This window comes from Neopararhizobium haloflavum (assembly GCF_002750855.1).
Lineage (GTDB): Bacteria > Pseudomonadota > Alphaproteobacteria > Rhizobiales > Rhizobiaceae > Georhizobium > Georhizobium haloflavum.
In genome coordinates this window covers 188,706-213,065 of record NZ_NWUC01000001.1, presented here as the reverse complement: position 1 = coordinate 213,065, position 24,360 = coordinate 188,706, and the positions used below count along the sequence as shown (strand labels likewise).

The 24,360-nt window shown below is 63.3% G+C and carries 24 protein-coding genes; 12 read left to right on the top strand and 12 right to left on the bottom strand.

Features of this window, described 5'->3' with window-relative positions; translation table 11 throughout:
* The first annotated feature begins 41 nt into the window (after nucleotides 1-41).
* Nucleotides 42-953, top strand: coding sequence for a pyrroloquinoline quinone biosynthesis protein PqqB (pqqB, locus tag CN673_RS01170; protein WP_099864202.1), 912 nt, complete (start codon nucleotides 42-44; stop codon nucleotides 951-953).
* Here the strand turns inward: pqqB and CN673_RS21420 are convergent.
* Nucleotides 926-1,048 carry a hypothetical protein gene (locus CN673_RS21420; RefSeq protein ID WP_280951161.1) on the bottom strand — a complete coding sequence of 41 codons (123 nt, stop codon included), beginning with the start codon at nucleotides 1,046-1,048 and terminating at the stop codon, nucleotides 926-928. The genes pqqB and CN673_RS21420 overlap by 28 nt on opposite strands.
* On the opposite strand from CN673_RS21420, the gene pqqC reads away from it, so the two are divergent.
* From pqqC to pqqE, 3 genes are read left to right on the top strand one after another with little or no spacing between them, the layout of a single operon-like run.
* On the top strand, nucleotides 989-1,723 hold the full coding sequence (gene pqqC / locus CN673_RS01165; protein WP_245409772.1) for a pyrroloquinoline-quinone synthase PqqC: 735 nt from the start codon (nucleotides 989-991) through the stop codon (nucleotides 1,721-1,723). The genes CN673_RS21420 and pqqC overlap by 60 nt on opposite strands.
* Nucleotides 1,720-2,019 carry a pyrroloquinoline quinone biosynthesis peptide chaperone PqqD gene (pqqD, locus tag CN673_RS01160; protein WP_099864196.1) on the top strand — a complete coding sequence of 100 codons (300 nt, stop codon included), beginning with the start codon at nucleotides 1,720-1,722 and terminating at the stop codon, nucleotides 2,017-2,019. Before pqqC ends, pqqD begins: the two co-directional genes overlap by 4 nt.
* Nucleotides 2,016-3,137: a pyrroloquinoline quinone biosynthesis protein PqqE gene (gene pqqE, locus CN673_RS01155; protein ID WP_099864193.1), complete on the top strand. Its 1,122-nt coding sequence runs from the start codon at nucleotides 2,016-2,018 to the stop codon at nucleotides 3,135-3,137. The genes pqqD and pqqE overlap by 4 nt, the downstream gene beginning before the upstream one ends.
* Here pqqE and CN673_RS01150 read toward each other — a convergent pair.
* From CN673_RS01150 to CN673_RS01115, 8 genes are all read right to left on the bottom strand, one after another.
* Nucleotides 3,122-3,727 (bottom strand): GNAT family N-acetyltransferase, encoded by a 606-nt coding sequence (locus tag CN673_RS01150; RefSeq protein ID WP_099864190.1) that lies wholly within the window; start codon nucleotides 3,725-3,727, stop codon nucleotides 3,122-3,124. The genes pqqE and CN673_RS01150 overlap by 16 nt on opposite strands.
* Before the next feature lie 5 nt (nucleotides 3,728-3,732).
* The gene (locus CN673_RS01145) at nucleotides 3,733-4,359 is read right to left on the bottom strand and encodes a gluconokinase (protein WP_503128204.1); all 627 of its coding nucleotides are present in this window, start codon (nucleotides 4,357-4,359) and stop codon (nucleotides 3,733-3,735) included.
* Between the two features lie 30 nt (nucleotides 4,360-4,389).
* Nucleotides 4,390-5,109, bottom strand: a complete 720-nt coding sequence (locus CN673_RS01140; protein WP_157928751.1) for an HAD family hydrolase — start codon at nucleotides 5,107-5,109, stop codon at nucleotides 4,390-4,392.
* Nucleotides 5,110-5,129: 20 nt separating this feature from the next.
* Nucleotides 5,130-6,761, bottom strand: a complete 1,632-nt coding sequence (locus CN673_RS01135) for an ABC transporter ATP-binding protein (RefSeq protein WP_099864184.1) — start codon at nucleotides 6,759-6,761, stop codon at nucleotides 5,130-5,132.
* Nucleotides 6,754-7,578 carry an ABC transporter permease gene (locus tag CN673_RS01130; RefSeq protein WP_099864971.1) on the bottom strand — a complete coding sequence of 275 codons (825 nt, stop codon included), beginning with the start codon at nucleotides 7,576-7,578 and terminating at the stop codon, nucleotides 6,754-6,756. Before CN673_RS01130 ends, CN673_RS01135 begins: the two co-directional genes overlap by 8 nt.
* 5 nt (nucleotides 7,579-7,583) lie before the next feature.
* Nucleotides 7,584-8,543, bottom strand: a complete 960-nt coding sequence (locus CN673_RS01125) for an ABC transporter permease (RefSeq protein ID WP_099864182.1) — start codon at nucleotides 8,541-8,543, stop codon at nucleotides 7,584-7,586.
* A gap of 13 nt (nucleotides 8,544-8,556) precedes the next feature.
* Entirely contained in the window at nucleotides 8,557-10,149 is a 1,593-nt protein-coding gene (locus tag CN673_RS01120; protein WP_099864180.1) for an ABC transporter substrate-binding protein, read from the bottom strand.
* 230 nt (nucleotides 10,150-10,379) lie between these two features.
* The gene (locus tag CN673_RS01115) at nucleotides 10,380-11,222 is read right to left on the bottom strand and encodes a fumarylacetoacetate hydrolase family protein (protein ID WP_099864178.1); all 843 of its coding nucleotides are present in this window, start codon (nucleotides 11,220-11,222) and stop codon (nucleotides 10,380-10,382) included.
* 122 nt (nucleotides 11,223-11,344) lie between these two features.
* Here CN673_RS01115 and CN673_RS01110 point away from each other — a divergent pair, with 122 nt between their 5' ends.
* A complete protein-coding gene (locus CN673_RS01110) occupies nucleotides 11,345-12,514 on the top strand; it encodes an MFS transporter (RefSeq protein ID WP_099864176.1) in 1,170 nt (389 codons plus the stop codon).
* Nucleotides 12,515-12,559: 45 nt separating this feature from the next.
* Nucleotides 12,560-14,311 (top strand): sugar phosphorylase, encoded by a 1,752-nt coding sequence (locus CN673_RS01105; protein ID WP_099864174.1) that lies wholly within the window; start codon nucleotides 12,560-12,562, stop codon nucleotides 14,309-14,311.
* Nucleotides 14,312-14,323: 12 nt separating this feature from the next.
* On the opposite strand, the gene CN673_RS01100 is transcribed toward CN673_RS01105, so the two are convergent.
* Nucleotides 14,324-15,538, bottom strand: a complete 1,215-nt coding sequence (locus CN673_RS01100; RefSeq protein WP_099864172.1) for a glycosyltransferase family protein — start codon at nucleotides 15,536-15,538, stop codon at nucleotides 14,324-14,326.
* A gap of 10 nt (nucleotides 15,539-15,548) precedes the next feature.
* Entirely contained in the window at nucleotides 15,549-16,391 is an 843-nt protein-coding gene (locus tag CN673_RS01095; RefSeq protein ID WP_245409725.1) for an HAD-IIB family hydrolase, read from the bottom strand.
* Between CN673_RS01095 and CN673_RS01090 the strand changes: the two genes are divergently transcribed.
* Together CN673_RS01090 and CN673_RS01085 are read left to right on the top strand one after the other, a co-directional pair.
* A complete protein-coding gene (locus CN673_RS01090) occupies nucleotides 16,386-17,873 on the top strand; it encodes an NAD(P)H-hydrate dehydratase (RefSeq protein ID WP_099864170.1) in 1,488 nt (495 codons plus the stop codon). The genes CN673_RS01095 and CN673_RS01090 overlap by 6 nt on opposite strands.
* Nucleotides 17,874-17,892: 19 nt before the next feature.
* Nucleotides 17,893-18,729, top strand: a complete 837-nt coding sequence (locus CN673_RS01085; RefSeq protein ID WP_099864969.1) for a hormone-sensitive lipase — start codon at nucleotides 17,893-17,895, stop codon at nucleotides 18,727-18,729.
* Nucleotides 18,730-18,736: 7 nt separating this feature from the next.
* Here CN673_RS01085 and CN673_RS01080 read toward each other — a convergent pair whose 3' ends face one another.
* Nucleotides 18,737-19,777, bottom strand: a complete 1,041-nt coding sequence (locus CN673_RS01080; RefSeq protein WP_099864168.1) for a LacI family transcriptional regulator — start codon at nucleotides 19,775-19,777, stop codon at nucleotides 18,737-18,739.
* 223 nt (nucleotides 19,778-20,000) lie between these two features.
* Between CN673_RS01080 and CN673_RS01075 the strand changes: the two genes are divergently transcribed.
* The 4 genes from CN673_RS01075 to CN673_RS01060 all read left to right on the top strand — a co-directional run bounded on the left by CN673_RS01075 (nucleotide 20,001) and on the right by CN673_RS01060 (nucleotide 24,284).
* Nucleotides 20,001-21,239 carry an ABC transporter substrate-binding protein gene (locus CN673_RS01075; protein WP_099864968.1) on the top strand — a complete coding sequence of 413 codons (1,239 nt, stop codon included), beginning with the start codon at nucleotides 20,001-20,003 and terminating at the stop codon, nucleotides 21,237-21,239.
* Between the two features lie 101 nt (nucleotides 21,240-21,340).
* Nucleotides 21,341-22,231: a carbohydrate ABC transporter permease gene (locus CN673_RS01070; protein ID WP_099864165.1), complete on the top strand. Its 891-nt coding sequence runs from the start codon at nucleotides 21,341-21,343 to the stop codon at nucleotides 22,229-22,231.
* The gene (locus CN673_RS01065; protein WP_099864161.1) at nucleotides 22,228-23,148 is read left to right on the top strand and encodes a carbohydrate ABC transporter permease; all 921 of its coding nucleotides are present in this window, start codon (nucleotides 22,228-22,230) and stop codon (nucleotides 23,146-23,148) included. The genes CN673_RS01070 and CN673_RS01065 overlap by 4 nt, the downstream gene beginning before the upstream one ends.
* Before the next feature lie 5 nt (nucleotides 23,149-23,153).
* Complete coding sequence (locus tag CN673_RS01060) at nucleotides 23,154-24,284, top strand: ABC transporter ATP-binding protein (RefSeq protein WP_099864967.1); 1,131 nt, start codon at nucleotides 23,154-23,156, stop codon at nucleotides 24,282-24,284.
* The last annotated feature ends 76 nt before the right edge of the window (nucleotides 24,285-24,360 follow it).

The following is a 24,360-nucleotide window of genomic DNA, read 5'->3' as shown; positions in this document are numbered from 1 at the left end:
GCGAAGGCCAACCAGATCACTGACATCGAAGTAGAGGGCGCGTGACCGACGATCATCGTTTCCGCGCCCTTATTCTTGGAGCAGCCGCCGGCGGCGGCCTGCCCCAGTGGAATTGCGGATGCGCCAACTGCGTGGCCGCCCGCACTGTGGGTTCGGGTGTCGAACCGCAGACGCAGTCATCGCTCGCCGTATCGCTCGACGGGCGATCGTGGGCGCTGCTGAATGCCTCTCCCGATATTCGCCAGCAACTGGGTGCCGCCGCGCAGCTGCATCCGCGCTGCCTGCGCGACAGCCCATTGGAATCCGTGCTCGTCACCAATGGCGATATCGATCATATCGCAGGTCTTCTGGTCCTGAGGGAAAAGCAGGCCTTCACCCTCTACGCCACCGCCGGACTGCATGACATTATCGCAGCCAACCCGATGTTCGCAGCACTCGACGCGGCTTTCGTCGAACGCCGCTCGATCGCTCTCGATGCCCCTTTCGAGATGTTGAAGGGGGTCGAGACGCGTTTGTTCGCCGTTCCTGGCAAAGTACCGCTGTTCATGGAGAGCGATGATCCCGACGTCGCGCTGGAAGGAGAACAGACTGTCGGCGTCGAGATGAAGGCGGCCGGACGCCGCATTTACTACATTCCCGGCTGCGGGGCGGTGACGGAATCGCTGGCCGCGCGCCTACGCGGCGCCGACCTCGTCCTTTTCGACGGAACGGTGTTCCGGGACGACGAAATGATCGCGTCGGGCACCGGCACCAAGACCGGGCGCCGCATGGGCCATATTGCCATGGATGGTCCGAACGGCAGTTTGGCCGGGTTGAAGGGTTTGGGGATCAAGCGCACAATCTACGTCCACATCAACAACACCAACCCCGTCTGGCGCCAGAGCGCCGAGCGGGCGCGTGTGGAGGCCGAAGGGATGGAGATCGGTCACGACGGGATGGAGGTGACGCTGTGAACGCTGGCGTATCGCGCGCCGAATTCGAACAGCGCCTGCGCGTCATCGGCGCCGAGCGCTATCACGATCGTCATCCATTCCATCATCGTCTGCATGGCGGCGCCTGCTCAATGACGCAGGTTCGTGCCTGGGTGATAAACCGCTATTACTACCAAAGCCGGATTCCGATGAAGGACGCCGCCTTCCTGTCGCGTTGCGCGGACCCGGATTTGCGGCGGGCCTGGCGCTCACGCATCGAGGACCACGATGGTGGAGTCGACGCGGGCGGTGGCATCCGCCGTTGGCTGGTGCTGGCTGAAGCCGTGGGTCTTGATCCGGACTACGTCGCGTCAACGCGTGGCGTGCTGCCAGCCACCCGTTTCGCCGTTGATGCCTATGTTGCCTTTGTCCGCGAAAAGCCGATGCTGGAGGCGGTCGCCGCTTCGTTGACGGAACTGTTCGCGCCAAAGATCCATACCGAGCGCATCGCCGGCCTGCTTCAGCATTACACCTTCGCCAACGAAGCGACGCTGGCCTATTTCCGCCAGCGCCTCAACGAGGCCCCGAAGGATGTCCGTTTTGGTTTGAACTACGTGCTCGACCATGCCGACACGCTTGAAAAACAGGACGCCGCAGCCGCCGCGCTCATTTTCAAGACCGATGTTCTCTGGTCTCAGCTCGATGCGCTGCATGCCGCTTACGTTACCCCCGCTGCAATTCCGCCCGGCGGATGGGATGGCAGCGAAGCTGTGACGATGGATGACGAGCCCATGAGGAGGCCAGCGGAATGACGCAGGAAGGCGGCATCACCATTGATGGCGCGACCGTCGCCAAGCTTGCCCGCGGCGTGCGCCTGCGCGAGGATGCCGTGCGCGGACAGAAGGTGCTGCTCGCACCCGAGCGGGCCATGGCGCTGGACGAGATCGCGGTCAAGATCGTCGAGGCGCTTGACGGCGAGCGCTCACTCGACCGCATTGCCGACGATTTCGCCGCCGAATTCGGCGCTCCACGTCAGCGCATTGCCGATGATGTCGCGGCCTTCGTCCAGGAACTGGCCGACCGCCGAATGCTGGAGGTGATTGCATGACGACCACCCTGCTCGACCGCCCGGAATCCACCCGCATCGTCAAGGCACCCCCACCGATGGCGATGCTGGCCGAGTTGACACACCGCTGCCCCCTGGCCTGCCCATACTGCTCCAACCCGCTGGAACTCACCGGGATCAAGGAAGAACTGTCCACAGCCGAGTGGATCGACATCTTCGACCAGGCCGCCGCTCTGGGCATTCTCCATTTGCATCTGTCCGGCGGCGAGCCGGCTTCGCGGCGCGACCTCGTGGAACTGACGGCGGCGGCGAGCGAGCGCGGGCTTTACACCAATCTCATCACCTCCGGCGTCGGCCTCACCGAAAAGCGCATGGCCGAACTCGCCGAGGCGGGGCTTGATCACGTCCAGCTCTCCATCCAGGGATCGACGCCGACGATGGCCGATCATGTCGGTGGCTATCGCGGTGGATACGAGCGCAAGATGGCGGTGGCCGGCTGGGTGCGCGCCACCGGGATTCCGCTGACCGTCAATGCGGTATGTCACAAGCAGAACATGGACGAACTGGGCGACATGATCGATCTCGCGGTCGACCTCGGCGCACGGCGCATCGAGGTCGCCACCGTGCAGTTCCACGGCTGGGCGGAGAAGAACCGCACTGCGCTCATGCCGACCCGTGCCCAGGTCGAGCGGACCAACGTGCTGGTGGAGCAGGCGCGTGAACGGCTGAAGGGCGTGATCGTCATCGACTACGTGCCGGCCGATCATCATTCCACCTATCCCAAGGCCTGCATGGGCGGCTGGGGACGGATCGGCATCAATGTCGCGCCCGATGGCAAGGTGTTGCCCTGCCACGCCGCCGAAACCATCCCGTCACTGACGTTCGACAATGTCCGCGACCGGGCCCTTTCGAAAATCTGGTATGAAGGTCAGGCTTTCAATGCGTTCCGCGGTGACGACTGGATGCAGGAGCCCTGCCGCTCTTGCGAGCGAAAGCATGTCGATTTCGGAGGCTGCCGCTGCCAGGCCATGGCTCTTGCCGGCGATCCGGCCGCGACCGATCCGGTGTGTATCCGTTCGCCGCTGCGAAAGGGCCTCACCGAAGCGGCAGAACGCGACGCCGCAGCCACACCGGACCCCTTCGTCTATCGCGGGCGCTGATCGATACGCTTGGTCCAGAACTGCATCGGCTTGGCGCTCTCCCGATCCTCGTCGAGATCCTGCCAGGTGAAGGTGGTCACCAGCCCCGGCTCCGGACGATAGCCCCGCTTTTCCCAGAACCGATCGAGCGGCACATAGCCGCCCGGACGGCGCGGGTGGTCGACGGGGCGCTGGACAGCGCAGAACGCGGTGGACACGAAACGGCCAAGCTGTCGCGCATGGCCCTCCCTTTCATCGAAGAAGGCAACGCCGACGCCCATGCCGCGATAGTCTTCAAGCAGCACGGATTCGCCGAAATAGAAAATCTCCGCCGGATCAAGACCAGCCGCCTTGAACGGTGCGCGAACGTCGTCCGTCTCATCCGCCATCGGCATGCCCGTGGCTGCACCGACGATCTCATCACCGTCCCGCGCAAGCACGAAGACGCTGTCGGGAGAACGGGCGTAGGTCGCCAGATATCTGGCTTCATAGTCGGCCGATCCATCGTAGAGATAGGGAAACGCACGAAAGACAGTGATCCGCAGACGGGCCAGATCGTCGATGAAGGGATGAATTTCATCGCCTTTCAGCGTGTCGAGGGAAACATGCATTCGCCCTACCCTGCTCCGTCCGTGTTGAGCCGCTTCAGCACGGCCTCGACGATGGCCTCCCGCAAGAGCGCGACGTCCATGGTGATTTCGCGTTCGCCGACAGGTGGCTCCAGGTCGGCAATCTGACTGTCGAGCAGCGAGGCCGGCATGAAATGGCTGCTGCGCGCCCGCATCCGCTGAAAGATGAGATCGCGCTCTCCGGTCAGATAAACGATGGTCATGGATCGAAGCTTGGAGCGCAAGACCTCGCGGTATGCTCGCTTGAGCGCAGAGCAAGCGATGACCACCGGCTCTTGCCCTCGCGCCGCGATCGCCGCATCGGCGACCGCACGCAGCCACGGCAGGCGCAAGGCATCCGTCAAGGGAAGGCCGGCGGCCATGCGCTTGATATTCTCGCGGCTATGAAGCGCATCGGCTTCGACAAGCGTGCCGTCAAGCGCCTTCGCCAGCTCAGCGGCAATGGCGCTCTTGCCGGTGCCGCTCACACCCATGACCAGGAGAAAAGGATCGATCGCCATCTCGGTGCCTCGTCTGGACTGTTTCGCTCCCGCAAGGAAACGATTGGTTCGTCGTTGGCGCGAATGCACTCGTATCGCGACGTGAGGACAGGGCAAAGGCGTCACGCCGCGCATGGCTCGGACCTTCCGGCCCACAGCATCCGGTCAGCCAGCGGCCTGGTGCTGCACGCGAACCCATTCGACCAGCGCATTCAATTCGCCGATCATTATGTCGGCATGCCCCTCGAGCGCGCGCATAGCGGTCTCGTCGCGCGCGATCGCTATGGCGAGCGCCCCGGCGTTTCGGGCCGCCTCGATGTCGTGCAGCGTATCGCCGACCATCGCCACGGCAGATGTCTCAATGTCGCATGCCTCGGCGAAGGCTCGGATCATGCCGGGCCCAGGCTTGGCGCCATGTCCGGAATCGTATCCCGCGATGAAATCGAACCGGTCGGCAACGCCCATCCGCTCAAGATGCGCATGCGCGTTCGCGGCTGCGTCGTTGGTAGCCAGTCCGATGCGCAGACCGGCCGCCGCAAGATGATCGAGCACGGCCGAAACGTCCTCGAAGGCCTTGAGAGACACGAGACTTTCCTCGCGAAACAGCCGGTTGACGCGGTCGCTGAACGCCGCGTCGTAGGCAACGCCCAGTTGCGCCGCCCATCCCGGTGCGAAGGAATCCGGATCGCCGGCGATGACGGGAGAATCCGGACGAAAACGCTGCTCCGCATGATCGAAGCCGGCCATGTCGGCGAGCGCGGAAAGATGACGATCATCGCCCGCACTCAGTTCGCGCAGCACCGCCGCCGTCGCCGGCCCCCAGGTCGCCGCAAAATCGAGCAGCGTTCCGTCCTTGTCGAAAAGGATCGCAGAAATGTTCCGCATGGCGTTATCGTCAGTCCGCTTCAGTGGCCCGCGCTTTCCATCCGGCGCGTTTTCAGAACATTCTCGAGCCATCCGACCTGCATCTCGGGCACCGACTTCAACAGGAGATCGGTGTAATCGTCGAAGGGCGGCGCGAGCACCTGCGATTTGGGTCCGAAGCGCACGACCCGGCCGCGGTGCATGACGGCGATCGAATCGGCGATCGCACGCACGGTCGCGATGTCGTGCGTGATGAAAAGATAGGACACCTGCGTCTCGGCCTGCAACCGGGTCAACAGGTTCAATATCCCGTCGGCGACCAGCGGATCGAGCGCCGAAGTCGGCTCGTCGCACAGGATGACCTCTGGTTCCGCGGCAAGCGCGCGCGCAATGGCCACGCGCTGCTTCTGCCCGCCCGACAGCTCGGCCGGATAGCGGTCGATGAACCCTGCGCCCATCTCGATCTGTTCGAGCAGTTGCTTTATCCGGTCCGTCTTCTTTCGGCCGCGCAGGCCAAAATAGAAGGTCAGCGGCCGGCCGATGATCTCGCGCACAGTGTGGCGCGGGTTCATCGCGGTATCTGCTATCTGGTAGATCATCTGGATCTGCCGCAACTGGTCGCGCGAGCGGTCCTTCAACGCGGCCGGCAGCGCCTCGCCCTTGAAGAGCACCCGTCCGGCCTTGGCCGGCAGGAGCCCGGTCACAACGCGCGCGGTCGTCGACTTGCCCGATCCGGACTCGCCGACGACCGCGAGCGTCTGCCCCCTCGGCAGATGCATCGAAACGTCGAACAGCACCTGGGCGCCCTCGCCATAGCCGGCGTCGACGTTCTCGATCTTGAGGACTGCGCCCTCCTGATCTCTTGCTTCTTCCTTGCGCTCGCGCCGCACGTTGACGAGCGCGCGCGTATACTCCTCTTCGGGCGCCTCGATGATCTGCTCAACCGGCCCGTATTCCACCATCTTCCCGTGGCGCAGAACCATGATGTGGTCCGATATCTGCGCCACCACCGCCAGATCGTGCGTGATGTAGAGCGCCGCCGTGCCGGTCTCCTCGATCGCCGCCTTGATCGCCGCGAGCACGTCGATCTGCGTGGTGACGTCGAGCGCCGTCGTCGGTTCGTCGAAGACGATGAGCTCGGGGTTGGAGCAAAGCGCCATCGCCGTCATCGCGCGTTGCAGCTGACCGCCGGACACCTGATGCGGATAGCGCTGACCGAAACGATCCGGATCGGGCAGGCCAAGAACCTTGAAGAGGTAGCGGGCGCGATCCTCAGCCTCGCGTTTGCTCATGATGCCGTGGCTGACGGCCGACTCGACGATCTGCCGGCCGAGCTTGTGCGCCGGGTTGAACGCCGCGGCAGCCGACTGGGCGACGTAGCACACCTTCGCGCCGCGCACCTGGCGGATGCCTCGAGGCCCTTTCTTCAGCAGGTCCTCCCCATTCAGGCGAACCTCGCCGCCGGTGATCCGCACCCCGCCCCGGCCATAGGCAAGTGCGGAAAGGCCGATCGTCGATTTTCCGGCACCGGATTCGCCGATCAGACCGAGAACCTTGCCCTTCTCCACATCGAACGAAATGCCGTCGACGATGGTGATGTCCTTGGGCGGTTCGCCCGGCGGATAGGCCGTCGCTTCAATCTTGAGATCACGAACAGAAAGCAGGCTAGCCATCGCCGCGCCCTCCCTTGAGGCTGGAGGTCCGGTTGAGCAGCCAGTCGACGACGAGATTGACGGAAATGGCGAGCGTCGCGATCGCCGCGCCGGGAAAGAGAGCTGCACCGATGCCGAAGACGATCCCGTCCTTGTTGTCCTTCACCATGCCTCCCCAATCGGCGGCCGGCGGCTGGATACCGAGCCCGAGGAACGAGAGCGCGGAAAGGAAGAGCACGGCGAAGGCGAAGCGCAGGCCGAATTCTGCCAATAGCGGCGACGCGGCGTTCGGCAGGATCTCGCGCGAGATGATCCAACCCCAACCTTCGCCCCTCAGCTTCGCTGCCTCCACGTAGTCCATCACCGCGATGTCGGCGGCGACAGCCCGGCTGACCCGGTAGACGCGCGTTGCCTCCAGCACCGCCATGACGAGGATCAGGATATAAAGCTCGCTCGGCAGGACCGACAGCACGACCAGCGCGAAGATCAGCGTCGGGATCGACATCAGGAGGTCGTTGAGACGCGACAAGACCTGATCGACCCAGCCACGCATCACCGCCGCAAGGAAGCCAAGCAGAATGCCGATGATGAAGGCGACGACCGTGGAAACAGCGGCGATGAACAACGTCGTGCGCGCGCCGTAGATCAGGCGTGAGAGCAGGTCTCTGCCGAGGTTGTCGGTTCCCAGCCAGAACTGCGCCGTGGGCGTCAGCCAGACCCCGCCGACCACTTCCGTTTCGCCGTAAGGTGCGATCAGCGGCGCGAAGACAGCGAGAAAAACGTAGAAGCAGACCCCGAAGAGACCGATCATGGCAGAGACGGGCATTGTCTTGAACATCGCCATCACCTCGGATGCCTGAGGCGCGGATTGGCGAGAACCGAAGCGACATCGGCGATCGTGTTCAAGATGATGTAGACCGAAGCAAAGATCAGCCCGCAGGCCTGCACCACCGGCACGTCCCGCTTGGAGACATGATCGACCATGTATTGCCCCATACCCGGATAGACGAAGATGACCTCGATCACCACGACGCCGACGACAAGATAGGCCAGGTTGAGCGCGACGACGTTGATGATAGGCGCCACCGCATTGGGCAACGCATGCCGCCAGATGATGCGCGACTGGCTCAACCCCTTGAGTTCGGCCGTCTCGACATAGGGCGATGACAAGACATTGAGGATCGCTGCCCTGGTCATCCGCATCATGTGGCCAACGACCACGAGGACCAATGTCATCACCGGCAGGGCGATCGCCCAGAGCCGCTCCAGAAGTGTCATGGAATCGTAGACGGTGGCGCTCGAGGGGAACCACTGCAGCGACACCGCGAAGACGAACATCAGGATGTAGCCGGAGAAGAACTCGGGCAGCGAGATCGTCGTCAACGTCACGATCGAGATGATGCGATCGAAAAAGGTGTTGCGGTAGCGGACGGACAGGATGCCGAGGATGATGGCGAGCGGAACCGCGATGGCGGCGGCCGCGGCCGCCAGAAACAGCGTATTGCCCAGCCGGCCGGCAATCTGCGTGGCAATCTCCTGCCGGTTGGAGTAGCTGACGCCGAAATCGCCCTGAACCGCTCCGCCGAGCCATTCCAGGTAGCGCATCGGTGCCGGTCGATCGAGGCCGAGCTGTTCGCGGATGTTGGCGATCGCCTCGGGGGTGGCCGTCTGACCGAGGATCGCCTGCGCCACGTCGCCGGGCAGGATTTCCGTGCCGGCGAAGATCAGCAGCGACACGGCAAAAAGAAGAAGAACGCCCAGCGCAATGCGCTGGACGATCATGGTGAGGAGCGGTCCGCCCATCCGGCCAATCCCGTCAGGACTGGTCGAGCCAGACGCGGACAGCCGCCTTCAGGTTCGAGGTTTCGTGGTTCGGGTCGGACACCCAACCCTGTACCTCTTCGCGGCGGGCATCGATGAAGTCGTTGAAGACGGGCAGGATCAATCCGCCGTCGTCACGCACCATCATTGCCATGTCGCGATACATGTCCTTGCGCTTCGTATCGTCGAGTTCGGCGCGCGCCTCAAGCAGGATGGAGTCGAACTCTTCATTGAAGAAGCGCGTGTCGTTCCACTCGGCGTCCGAATAATAAGCCGTCGAGTACATGGAATCCTGCGTCGGCCGGCCACCCCAGTAAGAGGCGCAGAATGGCTGCTTGTTCCAGACTTCCGTCCAGTAGCCGTCGCCCGGCTCGCGCTGGATGTCGAGCGTTATGCCGGCTGCCGCCGCCTGTTGCTGGAAGAGGACCGAGGCGTCGACGGCGCCCGGGAACGCGACGTCCGAAGTACGCAACACGATCGGTCCGCTATGGCCGGACTTCTCGTAGTGGAACTTCGCCTGATCGGGATCGTAGGCGCGCTGCTCGATGTCGTCGGAGAAGAGGGCGTAACTCTCGTTGATCGGGAAGTCGTTGCCGAGCGACGCGTAGCCCTGGAAGACCTGGTCCACCATTGCCTGGCGGTCGATCGCCAGCTTCAGCGCCATGCGCAGATCATGGTTGTCGAAGGGCGCCGTGTTGCAGAACATCGGGAAGATGTAGTGCCCCTTGGAGGGCACGTTCTCGATCGCGACGCCAGCGGCACGGGCAAGAAGTTCCACCGTGCGCGGCTCGACGCGGTTGATGATGTGCACCTGGCCCGACTGCAGCGCGGACATGCGAGCCGTGTTGTCGTTCATCACGATCACTTCGACGGAATCGACATGGCCCACATCGTCGCGCCAGTAACCGTCGTATTTGGTCGCCACGTGGCGCACGCCCGGTTCGTTGACCTCGACGCGATAGGGTCCGGTGCCGATGCCCGCATCCGGCGCATCATAGCCGCCGTTCGGCTGGATGATCAGGTGATAGTCCGTGAGCAGCAGCGGCAGGTCGGCATTGCCGCGCGCCATGCGGAAGACGACGTAGTCGCCGTCCACCGAAATGTCGTCGATATCGGTCAGCACGCCAGCGGCGGCAGACTGCGTCTTCTCGTCGGAATGGCGGCGAATCGTCTGCGCAACGTCTTCCGGCGTCATTTCCTTTCCGTCGTGGAAAGTAACACCCTTGCGAATCTTGAAGCGCCACTCGGTTGCGTCCTCGGACGGTTCCCAGGATTCGGCCAATTGCGGCTGCGCGCTGCCATCCTCAGGCGATTGCAGGACCAGCTGCTCACCCCAGCAATTGCCGAAGTTCTGCGGCACCTGCGTAAGGAAGGTCGCCGGATCGAGGCTGTTGGTCGATTCGCCGCCGACGAGTCCCATCTTCAGTGCGCCGCCCTTTTGCGGCGCCTGCGCCCGTACGGCGGTTGAGAAGATCGAATTGGCCGTCGCCGCCGTGATGCCGAGCGCGGCCGAGCGGCCGAGAAATTCGCGGCGGCTCATCCGGCCGCGCGTCACCTGCCTGGAAAGATATCGCGTATAATCGCTCATGATCCCATTCCCCTGTCTTCGTTAGCCTTTGTGATTGGATATATCATAGGTGCGATCGACACCATGACGCAACCGTTTGATTGATTGATTGATCAATCAAAAAAGCCGCCGATGTCCTGTCTTCTCGACCCGGCTGCATACCGCCTTCGGTGGATACCGATGGCGTTGCAGCCGCCCGCGATCTCCCTGAAGCGTTCTGCCGCAAGGCTTGCAGAGCCCTGGTCGCACCCTCAGTCGTCGCGGCGGACCGGCTGGTTCTGCGCGCCCAGTCCATCAATGCCGAGGCGCATGGTTTCGCCGCCCTTGAGATACCGCGGCGGCCTGTGTCCCGTGCCGACGCCAGGCGGCGTGCCTGTCGCGATGACATCGCCGGAATTGAGACTCATGAACTGGCTCAGATAGCTGACGATCTCGGCGACGGAGAAGATCATGGTTCGGGTGTTTCCGTTCTGGACCCGTTCGCCGTCGACCTCCAGCCATAGGTCGAGCGACTGCGGATCGGCGACGTCATCGGCAGTCACCAGCCACGGCCCGATGGGTCCGAAGGTGTCGCAGCCCTTCCCTTTGTCCCAGGTGCCGCCCCGCTCCGTCTGATAGGCGCGCTCGGAGACGTCGTTGACCACGCAATATCCCGCGACATGCGCCAATGCGTCCTCGACGGACACGTATTTGGCAGGCTGCCCGATCACGATACCCAACTCCACTTCCCAGTCGGTCTTCGCCGAACCGCGCGGAATCACAACGTCGTCATCGGGGCCGCAGATCGAACTGGTCGCCTTCATGAAGACGATCGGTTCCGTGGGAACCGGCATGCCGGATTCGGCGGCGTGGTCGGCATAGTTCAGCCCGATCCCGATGAACTTGCCAACGCCCGCCACGCAAGGGCCGATGCGGCCCGCCTCCAGTGCCGGCAGACTTTCAGGATCCAGAGCCGCGATCCGCGCCAACGTGTCCGGCAAAAGCGCATCGCCGCCGATGTCGCCAACATGCGCGCGGAGATCGCGCGCGATGCCGTTGCTGTCGAGAAGTGCCGGCCGCTCCTGGCCAGGCGCGCCGATGCGTAGCAGTTTCAAGGGGATATCCTCGCCTCTTCCATTCGGGTTATTGCCTGATCGCACACCGATGGCCGATTGTCACCGCAATTGCGCTCAAGCGTCCGCTATCGACGGCGCGATCGCCAAGCCGGATCGAGACCATGCCGAACCCCACCCGCGTCATATGGATGATCGCCATTGCCGAGACGCTTGTCTGGTCGGGGCTGTTCTATTCCTTTCCGGCCCTCATTGTCTGGTGGGAGCGCGATTTCGGCTGGAGCAAGCCGGAACTGACCGGCGCGCTCACCCTTGCGATCGTCACGTCGGCGCTCGTATCACCGCTGACCGGCCGCCTCATCGATCGCGGCCGCGGCCCGCTCGTCCTCACGGTCGGAGCGGCCTTCGGCGGCCTGACGATGTTGCTCCTTGCCGTGGTGGATACGCATCTGACGTTCTACCTCGCATGGATCGCGCTGGGCGCGGCGATGGGCTGTTGTTTGTACGAGCCATGCTTCGCGTTTCTCACCCGCGCACGGGGAGAACGCGCCGTCCAGGCCATTACCCTCGTCTCCCTGGTCGCAGGCTTTGCCGGGACGCTTTCCTTCCCGCTCGGCCATGTCGTCGCGCAAGCGTCCGGCTGGCGCATGGCGGCGCTGGTCTATGGCGGACTGATCCTTCTTGTCGCCGTTCCGCTCATGTGGTTCGCGACCCGCCGCATCGAACGCGACGTCGTTATCGAACCACAAGCGAGCACATCCCTGCCCTCCGGCCGATCCAGCGTGCTCACTCGGCCCGCATTCTGGTTGCTCGCAATCGGTTTCACGCTATTGGTCATGAACCACGGCGTTATCCTCAACCATCTGCTTCCCCTCCTGCACGAGCGGGGGATCGCGCCAGACACCGCCGTACTGGCCGCGGCCATGATCGGACCGATGCAGGTCGCCGGCCGCGTCGCCATGATGCTGGCGCAGCGCCACGTATCGATGCGCGCAATCATGCTGGCATGTTTTGTCGGCGTTTGCGCCGCCACATTGCTCTTGATGGCCGCCGGCCTGGTCCCCGCCCTGCTCGTTGGCTTCGTCGTCCTTCAAGGCGCCAGCTACGGCGTCGTCAGCATCGTGCGTCCGGCAATGACGCGGCAGGTTCTCGGCAGTGTCAATTTCGGCGCGATCTCCGGCGCAATGGCCGTCCCATATCTGCTCGGCGTGGCGCTCGCACCAACGCTTGGCTCGCTCGTATGGCTGGTCGGCGGCTATGGATTGGTACTGGCAGTCATCTTCGTCGCGGCCGTCATCGGCGGAGTGCTCGGCTGGATGGCGACGCGTGTTTGAGCGCGGTGCAATTGATTTCATGCTGCAGCGCGATAAGCTGCGACCATGCCGTCCTATCTGCGCTCACGCCTCGAAAGCCATATCGCTGTCATCTATCCGGACGAAGAGCGCGCAGCGCTGGTGGACGCGATCATCGCCGCCTTCTGGCCCGAGACGGGCAAGGCGAAGCCACGCGCCCGCGGACGGCTGACCAACAAGCCGCCATGGAGCGAGCGCGAGACCATCCTCATCACCTATGCCAATTCGCTGGTCGATGGCGATCATCCGCCGCTGACGCTGCTGCACCACTTCCTCGATCATCATCTCGAACGGCAGATCCACGGCGTGCACGTCCTGCCGTTTTTTCCATACACCTCCGACGACGGCTTCGCCGTCGTGGACTACTACCGGGTGAACTCCGACGTCGGTTCATGGGATCATCTGCGCCGGCTCGGCAAGGCCTACCGTCTTATGGCGGACCTTGTCCTCAATCACGTCTCGTCCTCTTCCGTATGGTTTACCGAGTACCTGCAGGACAAGGCTCCCGGTAAGGACTTCTTCATCGAGGTCGACCCGGCCACCGATCTTTCCGCAGTTGTCAGGCCGAGACCGCATCCGCTCTTGAGAAAGGTCGACACGGCCGGAGGCGCGCGTCACGTCTGGTGCACATTCTCCGAAGATCAGGTCGATCTGAACTTCGCCAATCCAGAGATGTTGCTGGAATTCCTGCGCATCATGCGTTTCCACATCGAAAACGGTGTGCGCACCATCCGTCTCGATGCGGTGGCTTTTGTCTGGAAGGAAATCGGCACGTCCTGCATTCACCTGCCGCAGACCCACGAAATCGTGCGTCTGATGCGCACTCTTGCCGATTATGCCGAAGTGCCGCTGCTGCTGATCACCGAAACGAACGTGCCGAACATGGAGAACCTCTCCTATTTCGGAAACCGCAACGAGGCGCATGCGGTCTATAATTTCTCCTTCCCGCCGCTTATTGTCCACGCATTGCTGACGGGCGACGCCACTGCGCTCAACCGGTGGCAGATGACGATGCCGCCGGCACCGCGCGGCTGCTTCTATTTCAACTTCGTCGCATCGCATGACGGCATCGGCCTTCGCCCCGCCGAAGGCTTGTTGAGCGAGGAGGAACTTGCGTCGATGATCGCTGCGGTGGAGGCCTTCGGCGGCGCCGTCTCCCTGCGCGCCATGCCGGACGGCACGTTCCGTCCCTATGAGATGAACATTGCGCTCTACGACGCCTTTAAGGGCAAGATCGACGGCGTGCCCGACGGATGGCGGCGTGAGCGCTTCTTGAGTTCGCAGACGGTGATGATGGCGCTGGAAGGCATACCCGCCTTCTACATCCATAGCCTGCTGGCGACCCCCAACGATCATGACAGGCGCGAGCGGACCGGCCACAATCGCTCGCTCAACCGCCACCAGTGGAACTATCCCGATCTCGAAGCACGCCTTGCCGATCCCTTGAGCGACCAAGCGGTCATCCTCGGCGAGTTGAAGCGCCGCATCGCCATTCGGACCGACCAGAAGGCGTTCCACCCCAATGCGACCCAGTTCACACTGCAACTGGGTGGCGGGCTTTTCGGCCTGTGGCGGCAGAGCATGGACCGCGAGCAATCCATCTTCGCGATCAACAACCTCACGGACCGCGCCATCGCCGTGCCACTCGTCAACCTCAACCTGATCCGCGGCGAGACATGGACCGATATCTTGAGCGGAGAGACTGTGGACGCCGAGATCGGCGCCGAGCTGGTCCTGGCGCCCTATCAGAGCGTTTGGCTGACCAATCGGGCCTCGTGACGGCGTCCACCGTCAAGCAGCATTGTCGGCCTCGACCGCCCGCTTGAGATCTTCCAGAATACCCGGCACGGCCGAATTGACGCGGCGCCAATTGGGAATGACCGGCGTCTCCATCGGGTTTTCCAGGAACATCTCGCCGGCCTTCATGATATTAGCGGCGAACAGTTCCACCGCCTGTTCCTCGCGGTGACGATCGAGCCCCAGCCCGTTCATCACGGCGTCTGCCTGATAGCTCTCGATCATGTCGAGCGCGGCGCGATAGTAGGTCGCCTTGAGCGAGCGGAACGTGCCGGAGGAGAATGTCACGCCTTCCGTCGCAAGCTTCCGGAAAACAGCCTTGGTGATGTCGATCGCCATCCGCGACAGGCCTTTCTCCGGATCGTCAGCAGACAGGTCCTGGTGCTTGTGGTCGTAGATGTCGGCGATATCGACCTGGCAGATGGCGCGCTGGCTGACATTGCGCCGCATCTCGGAAAGGACGCCGATCTCCAGCCCCCAGTCTGTCGGGATGCGAATGTCGGGAATCGTCGCCATGCGCAGTGCGAATTCGCCGGACAGCGGATAGCGAAACGCGGCCAGATAATCGAGATATTGCTGCTTGCCGATCGTACGCTCCAGCGCATCCAGGAGCGGCCCGACGAGGAGCCGGCAGACGCGGCCGTTCAGCTTGCCATCGGCGATGCGCGAGTAATAGCCCTTCGCAAATGCATATCCAAAGCGCGGATTTGCGACAGGGTAGAGCAGACGTGCCAGCATGTCCCGGCTGTAGGTGACGATGTCGCAATCATGCAGCCCCACCACATCGGACCGGCCGGAAGCCAAGGCATAGCCCATGCAATACCAGACATTGCGGCCCTTCCCGAGTTCCGTCGGAGCCACACCGGCCTTAACGAGTTGCTCGTGCAGTGCCGTCAGTCGCGGCCCGTCGTTCCACAGGATGCGGTGATGTTGCGGCAGCCGCGCAAAGAAGGCCTTCGCCTTGTCGAACTCGGCCTCGCTGGCGCGATCGAGACCGATGATGATCTCGCCGAGATACGGCACTTTCTCCAGATGATCGAGGATCGCAGGCAGCGCCTCACCCTCGAGTTCGGAGTAGAGCGACGGCAGGATGAGCGAGATCGGCCTGTTCTGCGAGAAGGCAAGCAACTCGCGCTCGATTTCTTCCGTAGGCCGGCGCGTAAGATTGTGGAGCGTGGCGACGGCGCCGGTCTGATGGAAGTCGCTCATGAGCGGAACCCTATGTGGATGTTGAATGGAGATTGATGAAGGACAGGACGGCTTCATTCCATCCGGCGGGTCCCGGCTCGCGGGTGCGCCGGATGCGGCCGGTGTCCTCACCGATGAGCCGTGGCAACGCGGGATGGGCATCATTGCGCACGATGAATGCGAAATCGGCGTGTTCGAGCATCGCCACGTCGTTCGGCGCATCGCCGAGCGCCAGCGTCACCGGCCGCTGCCCCGTTTCACCGTTGCCGTGCCATTCGATGATCTCGTCCATGCAGTCCGCCTTGGTTCTCCCCGCTGATATCGTCAGGAACCGTCCGCCCTGGACGGCCTTCAATCCGGCCTCGGCGAGAAAAGCATCGAAAGCCCGCCTTTGTTCCAAGCTGCCGGTGAAGAGACCCGGTTCGGAATGACGACGCTGCCGGGCAAGGCGAGAGGCCTCCGGTGAAAGTCCCGTGGCCTCGGCGACTTCGTCCGCGCTCATGTCGCCGAAGCCGCGAAACGCGCCGGCGGCCTCGCGCGGAAGCGCGGCGATATGGCGGCGGATCGAAAGGTAGGGATCATCATCGCCATCAGACCTCGCCGGCCAGGCGATGCCTGCGCCGTTCTCGACGATCGCCGGCAGATCGATTCCGACCGCCCGTTGCAGCGGCCGAACTTCTGCGGCCGTCTTGCTGGTTGCGAAGATCAGCGCGATACCTTTGGCCTTGATCGCGGCCAGAGCGTCGCGCGCCGCATCGAAGGAGTAGGTCTGATGGTCGAGAAGAGTGCCGTCCAGATCGGTGAATATGATCATCGTCAAAAAGGCTAGCAGATTCATCGCCATGCGACCAAGCAGGAAAGTAGGGAGATGCATGAACTTCTGACGCCGGAAGAGATGGGCAAGGCCGACCGCCTGACAATCCAAAGCGGCGTGCCGGGCATCGCACTGATGCGCGCCGCCGGAACAGCCGTCGCGGACGCCGTCGAACGGCGCGTAGGCCCCTCCGCGAGCGCGAGCGTCCTCGTCGTCGCCGGCATCGGCAACAATGGCGGCGATGGCTTCGTTGCGGCGGAAGTGTTGCGCCGGCGCGGCATGTCGGTTTGCCTCACCCTCATCGGTGACCCGGAGCGCCTCAAGGGCGACGCGAAGACGGCCTTTGAGGAATGGACCGGCGAAACGGTCCCGTTCATTCCCGATGTTCCGTTCGATCTGACCGTCGATGCGCTTCTCGGCGCAGGACTCGACCGCGACGTCGAAGGCGCCATGGCCGAGGCGATTGAAGCGGTCAATCAGAGGGCCGGCGCGGTTGTTGCCGTCGATCTGCCAAGCGGCATCGACGGGCGCACCGGGCGGGTGCGCGGCACGGCCATAACCGCCGACGAAACGGTGACGTTCTTCCGCAAGAAGCCGGGCCACCTCTTGTTTCCGGGACGCGCCCATTGCGGCCGGCTGACGCTGGCGCAGATCGGCATCGAACCCGATACGCTTCAACGCATCGCGCCGGCGATCCACGAAAACGCGCCACCTCTTTGGTGGGCGGCCTATCCGCGCCCGAAGCCGGAGGGGCACAAATACAGCCGTGGACACGCCCTCGTCCTTTCCGGTGGCCCCGCCGCAACGGGTGCCGCGCGCCTTGCTGCGCGCGCCGCGCTACGCGCCGGCGCTGGCCTGACGACCCTTGCCTCGCCCCGCAACGCTCTGCTGATAAACGCCGCCCGGTTGACCGCTGTCATGATCAAGCCTTGCGACGACGCCGATCAGCTTGCCCGCTTGCTCGCCGACCGGCGGCTGAACGCGGTGCTGCTCGGACCCGGCCTTGGCGCCGACGATCGGCAGGCTGGACGCACGCGCGCACTGGTCGAGGTGGCGCTGGAAAGCGAGGCGGGCATCGTGCTCGATGCCGACGCGCTCACCGTCTTTAACGCAGACCCACCGGCCTTGTTCGAGAAGATCAAGGCACGCAGCGCAAAGACGGTCATGACGCCGCATGACGGAGAGTTTGCCCGGGTGTTCGCGGATCTGAAGGACGTTCCGGCAAAAACCGATCGCGCGCGAAGCGCGGCCCTGCGCAGCGGGGCGGTCATCGTGCTCAAGGGAGCGGACACCGTGATCGCAGCCCCGGACGGGCGCATCGCCATCCACGCCAACGCGCCCGCCTGGCTTGCCACCGCCGGCACAGGCGACGTCCTGGCCGGCATCGTGACGGGCCTCCTTGCCCAGTCGATGCCAGCGTTCGAGGCTGCGGCTGCGGCCGTCTGGCTGCACGGCGAGGCGGGGCACGAAGCCGGCCCCGGCATGATATCCGAAGACCTCGATGCAGCGCTCCGCACCGTCATTGCCGATATTCTTGCCTGACATGGAAGCCACGACCCTGATGACCAAACCCTATCCGATCGTCGATTGGGACGATGCCTACGCCAACGCAGCCCACATCCCCGGCAGCGACGCCTTCCCCGAGCGCTGGGCCACCGAGGCCGCCCGTTTCCGCAGCGCGCAGACGGCGACGGGACGATGCCGCCTCGACATTGCCTATGGCGAGGGCGACCGAAACCGCTTCGACCTCTTCCAGCCCGCCGCCGAGCCAAAAGGCCTCGTCATCTTCGTTCATGGCGGCTACTGGAAAGCGTTCGACAAATCGTCCTGGTCACATCTGGCTGGCGGCGCGCTCGCCAAGGGGCATGCCGTGGCAATGCCGTCCTATACATTGGCCCCGCAGGCCCGGATCGGCGAGATCGTGCGAGAAATCGCCGCCGCCATCGAAGCTGTTGCCCATCTGGTCGACGGCCCGATCCGCCTTGCCGGCCACTCCGCCGGCGGTCACCTCGTCAGCCGGATGATCGCCGATCCTTCGCCGCTACCGCCGGACATTCGCGCCCGGATCGTCAACACCGTTTCGATTTCCGGACTGCACGATCTGAGGCCGCTGTGCGCCACACAGATGAACGAGACCCTTCGCATCGACGACGCCGAAGCACGCAGCGAAAGCCCCGCTCTGCTCCGTCCGGAACCTGGCGCGCGTCTTGTTGCCTGGTGCGGCGCCGATGAACGGCCGGAATTCCTGCGGCAGAACAGGCTGATTGGCCTGATGTGGGACGGGTTCGACATTGAGACCAGCACCCAGGAAGAACAAGGGCGGCACCACTTCGACGTCATCGACGGCCTGGCGAACCCTGATCACCCGCTGACCGCGGCGCTGCTTCGCCTGCCCTGACGCGCGCTTAGCGAGGGTCCATCAGGCTTTGCAGCGTGGCGGGATCTCGGCCCTCGATATGGCCGAGAACGGCGCGCGCCAATTCGCGCCCCGCCTCGCGCACATCTTCGTTGAAGACGCTGATCTCCGGACGGAACCAGGGCAGGATGGCAGTCGATTGCTTGGAGCAGATGTCGACGTCCCGGCCGAGCACCAGGCCGGCTGCCTCGATACCGGCAACGACGGCGATCGCCGATGCCCCGCTGCCGCAGACGATGCCATCGGGCCGGCCGCGCGCCCGCATGATCCTCTCCGTGCCCGCCTTGATGTCGATGAGCGCGCGATCGATGTCGATGCCCGACAGCGGCACTGCATCGAGGCCCAGATCGTGGATCGCATTCGAAAAGCCGCCCATCATGTGGGTGTAATAGGTGAGCCCCACCGGCGGCGCCAGCAAGGCAAGCCGCTTCCGTCCCTTTTGCGCGAGCCGTTCCACCGAGCGCTGCGCGAATGCGGCATTGTCGAAATCGTGAAACGGATGAACGAGCCCCATGTCGGTGCGCCCGTGCGTGGCGAAGGGGAAATCGTGTTCGATCAGGTAGCGCACGCGCGGATCGTCGGGCTCGGTACGCGAAATGATGACGCCGTCCGCCGATCCCGTTTCGAGGACGTAGCGCACCGGCTCCATCGGATCGTTGGAATGGGCATAGGGCGTGACGACGAGATGGTACTGGGTATCGGCCAGAATTTCGGAGATCCCGTAGACCATGTTGGACGTGATACCCATGATTTCCTCATGGGTGTTGAGGATCAGGCTGATCACATTGGTCTTGCCGGTTCTCAGCCGCACTCCCGCCCTGTTGGGGCGGTAGCCGATCTGCTTGGCCACAAGACGCACGCGCTCCTTGGTATCGGCGCCGATGTCCGGGGCGTCCTTGAGCGCGCGCGAAACGGTGGTGATGCCGAGTCCCGTCATGAAGGCGATCGTCTTCAACGTCGGTCGTTCCGACGAACGGTGGCTCGTCGCGCTCGGTTCGTCACGCTCCATGGTCGGTGAAGGCTTGTCCATAACCTGCGTCTCTATCAAGCACGAGCTCACCTGGCCACCGCGCTCGTGCAAATCCGACAATGCCGCAAAACCATCGCCAACTGCAACGTTATAGTTTCTGGTGTCTAGCGTCACGACAATCGTGTTGCGATGCAAAAATTTTTGCCCATCTCAGGGCATTGCATCTTCATTCTGATTGAATTAGCCTCTTACTGCAACGTTACAGTTCAGGGAGGAAATGGCGATGCGTATCGGTACCATTGCTGCGGTTCTGGCGGCCTCCACGGCCCTGCCGACCGGCGCAGCTCATGCAGTCGATCTGGAGGTGACGCACTGGTGGACGTCGGGCGGGGAGGCCGCGGCGGTCAAGGTGCTTGCCGACAATTTCAATGAGAACACCGAGCATACCTGGGTCGATGGCGCGATCGCCGGCTCCGGGACCACCGCCAATCCGATCATCATCAGCCGCATCCTGGGCGGCAATCCCATGGCGGCAACCCAGATGAACACCGGGCGCGACGCCGAAGATCTGATCGAGGCCGGGCTGATGACCGACCTAACCGAACTTGCCGAGGAGGAAGGCTGGGCCGACTTCATCCGCCCTGCCCGTCTTCTGGAAACCTGCACATTCGAAGGCCGGATCTACTGCGTGCCGATCAACATTCACTCCTGGCAGTGGATGTGGCTGAACCGCCATGTTTTCGAGGACAACGGCCTTGAAGTTCCCACCAACTGGCAGGAACTGGCAGAAGCCGCGCCTGCGCTGCGCGAGGCCGACGTCATCCCGCTTGCGACCGGCGCACCCTGGCAGGTGGACGGCATCCGCAATGTCATGCAGACCGCCATCGGCGGCGTTGAAACCTTCCTTGCGGTCAACCAGGACAAGTCGGAGGACGCCATCCGCAGCGACGACAACCGCGCCGTATGGGAGGCATTTGCCCAGGCCCGCGAAATGGTCGACGACGCTTATTCCGGTCGAGACTGGAACGTTGCCACCAACATGGTGATCCAGGGTGATGCGGCGGCGCAGATCATGGGCGACTGGGCCCAGGGCGAGTTTGCAATGGCCGGCCAGGAAGCTGGCGTCGACTATGACTGCCTGCCCGGCCTCGGCAACAACGCCGTGCTCGATACGGGAGGCGATGCGTTCTACTTCCCGCTCATCGAAGACGAGGCGACTCGCCAGGCCCAGCTGGAGCTCGCCAGCATGCTCGTCTCACAAGAAGTGCAGGTCGAATTCAATCTCACCAAGGGGTCGCTGCCGATCCGCGGCGATATCGACATGGAAGCGGCAAACGCCTGCATGGCCAAGGGGCTTGAAATCCTGAGCTCGGAAGAAGGCGTCATGCCATCGACCGAGCAGATGCTGGATTCCGATACCCAGGGCCAGATGATCGACCTCGCATTGCAGTTCTTCTCCTCCGACATGAGCGTCGATGACGCCATCGAGCGGCAGGCCGAGATCATCTCCCAAGCGAGGTAGGGCCCAGTCTCACCCCACCTCGACCCGGTCCGGGGCGATCGTCGCGCACACGATCGGTCGCTCCGGCACTGGAGCTTTTCTTACGTTGGAGCCGGAAGCCGATGGCCGCCGCCACTCGTCCTTTTTCCCTCTTTCGCAACGCCAGCGCCAAGATCGCCGCTCTGCCGATGATCTTGACGGCGCTCGGCGTGTTCGTCGGCGGCACCATCTGGACAATCGTCTATTCCTTCACCGACTCCCGGTTGCTGCCAAGCACGAATTTCGTTGGCTTCAGTCAGTATGCCCGGCTCTTCGACACACCGCGCTGGTCGGTCTCGATCTACAATCTCGCGGTCTACGGCTCGCTGCTGCTCGTCTTCTCTTTCGTCGTGGGGTTCCTGCTGGCCGCTCTGATGGACCAGAAGATCCGCTTCGAAAGCACATTCCGAACGATCTATCTCTATCCCTTCGCATTGTCTTTCATCGTCACCGGCCTCATCTGGCAATGGATTCTCGATCCCGGTCTCGGTCTGCCGAAGCTGATGCGCGACCTCGGCTTCGAGCAGTTCGACCTTGCGCTTCTCGGCAATCCCGACACCGTGCTCTTCGCGCTGGTCATGGCCGGCCTTTGGCAAAGCACGGGCTTCGTCATGGTTCTGATGCTCGCCGGCCTGCGCGGCATCGACAACGAGATATGGAAGGCCGCCCGCGTCGACGGCATTCCCGCATGGAAGACCTACCTCTTCATCATCGTTCCCATGATGAAAGGCGTCTTCATCACCACGCTGGTCATCGTCGCCTCGGGCATCGTCCGGCTCTACGATCTCGTCGTCGCCATGACGCAGGGCGGCCCCGGCTTCGCGTCCGAGGTTCCGGCGAAATACGTCTACGATTTCATGTTCCAGCGCGCCAACCTCGGCCAGGGCCTTGCCGCATCGACGGTCATGCTGGTCACCGTCTTCATCATTCTCGTGCCCTGGGCGCTGTTCGTATTCCGGGAGAAGAAGCCATGAGCGACATCACGATGACGCTGCCGGAACGCAGCCTCAGCGCCGGGCCGCGCGGCGCCAAGCCACGCCGCCGCTTCGCGCCTTCGACGATCATGCTCTATTCGGTGCTGATCATCGCCGCGCTCTATTATCTTCTTCCCCTCTACGTGATGGTGGTCACGTCGCTGAAGGGGATGCCTGAAATTCGCATGGGGAACATCTTCGCCCCACCCGTCGATATCACCTTCGAGCCGTGGATCACCGCCTGGGACAGCGCCTGCACCGGACTTTACTGCGAAGGCATCAAGGTCGGCTTCTGGAATTCCGTGAAGATCACCGTGCCAGGCGTCATCGTCTCCATCGCCATCGCCTCGGTCAATGGCTATGCGCTCGCCAACTGGCGCTTCAAGGGATCCGAGATTTTCTTCACCATCCTGTTGTTCGGTGCCTTCATCCCCTATCAGGTGCTGCTCTATCCGCTGGTGATCCTGCTGCGCGAGCTTGGCATCTTCTCCACGCTCACGGGTATCGTGCTGGTCCACACGATCTTCGGCATGCCGATCCTCACCCTGCTGTTCCGAAACTATTTCGCTGCCCTGCCAGTCGAGCTCTTCAAGGCGGCGCGCGTCGATGGCGCAGGCTTCTGGCAGATCTTCCTGCAGATCTACCTGCCGATGTCGCTGCCGATCTTCGTCGTTGGGCTGATCTTGCAGGTCACCGGGATCTGGAACGACTTCCTCTTCGGCGTGGTCTTCGCCGGCAGCCAAAACTACCCCATGACCGTGCAGCTCAACAACATCGTCAACGCCGTGCAGGGCGTCAAACAATACAATGTCAACATGGCCGCAACGCTGCTCACCGGGGCGGTGCCGCTGTTCGTGTACTTCGTTTCCGGACGGCTTTTCGTGCGCGGCATCGCCGCCGGCGCGGTGAAAGGATGATGCCGATGCATGCCCCAGCACCCATCGTCGCCGACGCGACTGAAAAGGATACGGCGACAAGCGTTTCCATCAAGGATCTGTCGCTCAGCTTCGGCGCCATCGACGTCCTGACGCATCTCGATCTCGACGTGGCCGACGGCGAGTTTCTGGTTCTGCTGGGCCCGTCGGGCTGCGGCAAGTCCACGCTGCTGAACTGCATCGCGGGCCTTCTCGACATCTCCGACGGCCAGATCTTCATCAAGGGCGAAAACGTCACCTGGAAGGAGCCGAAGGACCGCGGCATCGGCATGGTTTTCCAGTCCTATGCCCTCTATCCGCAGATGAGTGTGGAGAAAAACCTCTCCTTCGGCCTGCGCAATACGAAGATGGCGAAGGACGAGATTGCCCGGCGCGTCGCGCGCGCAGCCCGCATCCTCCAGATCGAGCCGCTGTTGAACCGCAAGCCCGCCGCCCTCTCCGGTGGCCAGCGCCAGCGGGTCGCGATCGGCCGGGCGCTGGTGCGCGATGTCGATGTCTTCCTGTTCGACGAGCCGTTGTCCAACCTCGACGCCAAGCTGCGTTCCGAACTGCGCGTCGAAATCAAGCGTCTGCACCAGACGCTCGACAACACCATGATCTATGTCACCCACGACCAGATCGAGGCCTTGACGCTGGCCGACCGCATCGCTGTCATGAAGGGTGGCGTCATACAGCAGCTCGATCGGCCGCTCACCATATACAATCGTCCCGCCAACCGCTTCGTTGCCGGCTTTATCGGCTCACCGGCGATGAACTTCCTTGAAGGAGAGCTCGTCGAAACGCCGGACGGGCCGGCGTTCCGTATGAGCCATCTGATGATCGACCTTGCCGGCTACGAAAGCGCGGAGCCGCTGCGCACGGGCCGGAGAGTCACGCTCGGCGTGCGCCCCGAGCACATCGCGCTATCGAGCGAAGGCGGACAAGACGCCTATCCCGCACAGTTCGAGCTGGACGAGCCTATGGGCGCCGACAGCCTTGTCTGGCTCGACCTTGACGGTCAGCACCTGTCCGCCCGCACGTCGGCCGGCAACACTTTCGACCCGGGGCAAGAGCTCCACGTCTCCTTCGCCATGCCGATGGCATCCTTGTTCGATGCCGAGACAGAAGAGCGTCTGTGACGTCCACCCCATCGCCAGACCTCGATCGCGGCGATTGCCGAGGTCCGGGTCACGACATCGCAATCAGACAACCGGA

Excerpts from the sequence above, each read along its gene's own strand:
- CN673_RS21420 (WP_280951161.1), bottom strand. The coding sequence starts at position 1,048 with ATGCAGACGATGATGGAATGGATGACGATCGTGATAGCGCTCGGCGCC.
- pqqD (WP_099864196.1), top strand. The coding sequence starts at position 1,720 with ATGACGCAGGAAGGCGGCATCACCATTGATGGCGCGACCGTCGCCAAG.
- pqqE (WP_099864193.1), top strand. The coding sequence starts at position 2,016 with ATGACGACCACCCTGCTCGACCGCCCGGAATCCACCCGCATCGTCAAG.
- CN673_RS01150 (WP_099864190.1), bottom strand. The coding sequence starts at position 3,727 with ATGCATGTTTCCCTCGACACGCTGAAAGGCGATGAAATTCATCCCTTC.
- CN673_RS01145 (WP_503128204.1), bottom strand. The coding sequence starts at position 4,359 with ATGCGCGGCGTGACGCCTTTGCCCTGTCCTCACGTCGCGATACGAGTG.
- CN673_RS01140 (WP_157928751.1), bottom strand. The coding sequence starts at position 5,109 with ATGCGGAACATTTCTGCGATCCTTTTCGACAAGGACGGAACGCTGCTC.
- CN673_RS01135 (WP_099864184.1), bottom strand. The coding sequence starts at position 6,761 with ATGGCTAGCCTGCTTTCTGTTCGTGATCTCAAGATTGAAGCGACGGCC.
- CN673_RS01130 (WP_099864971.1), bottom strand. The coding sequence starts at position 7,578 with ATGTTCAAGACAATGCCCGTCTCTGCCATGATCGGTCTCTTCGGGGTC.
- CN673_RS01125 (WP_099864182.1), bottom strand. The coding sequence starts at position 8,543 with ATGGGCGGACCGCTCCTCACCATGATCGTCCAGCGCATTGCGCTGGGC.
- CN673_RS01120 (WP_099864180.1), bottom strand. The coding sequence starts at position 10,149 with ATGAGCGATTATACGCGATATCTTTCCAGGCAGGTGACGCGCGGCCGG.
- CN673_RS01110 (WP_099864176.1), top strand. The coding sequence starts at position 11,345 with ATGCCGAACCCCACCCGCGTCATATGGATGATCGCCATTGCCGAGACG.
- CN673_RS01105 (WP_099864174.1), top strand. The coding sequence starts at position 12,560 with ATGCCGTCCTATCTGCGCTCACGCCTCGAAAGCCATATCGCTGTCATC.
- CN673_RS01100 (WP_099864172.1), bottom strand. The coding sequence starts at position 15,538 with ATGAGCGACTTCCATCAGACCGGCGCCGTCGCCACGCTCCACAATCTT.
- CN673_RS01090 (WP_099864170.1), top strand. The coding sequence starts at position 16,386 with ATGCATGAACTTCTGACGCCGGAAGAGATGGGCAAGGCCGACCGCCTG.
- CN673_RS01095 (WP_245409725.1), bottom strand. The coding sequence starts at position 16,391 with ATGCATCTCCCTACTTTCCTGCTTGGTCGCATGGCGATGAATCTGCTA.
- CN673_RS01085 (WP_099864969.1), top strand. The coding sequence starts at position 17,893 with ATGACCAAACCCTATCCGATCGTCGATTGGGACGATGCCTACGCCAAC.
- CN673_RS01080 (WP_099864168.1), bottom strand. The coding sequence starts at position 19,777 with ATGGACAAGCCTTCACCGACCATGGAGCGTGACGAACCGAGCGCGACG.
- CN673_RS01075 (WP_099864968.1), top strand. The coding sequence starts at position 20,001 with ATGCGTATCGGTACCATTGCTGCGGTTCTGGCGGCCTCCACGGCCCTG.
- CN673_RS01070 (WP_099864165.1), top strand. The coding sequence starts at position 21,341 with ATGGCCGCCGCCACTCGTCCTTTTTCCCTCTTTCGCAACGCCAGCGCC.
- CN673_RS01065 (WP_099864161.1), top strand. The coding sequence starts at position 22,228 with ATGAGCGACATCACGATGACGCTGCCGGAACGCAGCCTCAGCGCCGGG.
- CN673_RS01060 (WP_099864967.1), top strand. The coding sequence starts at position 23,154 with ATGCATGCCCCAGCACCCATCGTCGCCGACGCGACTGAAAAGGATACG.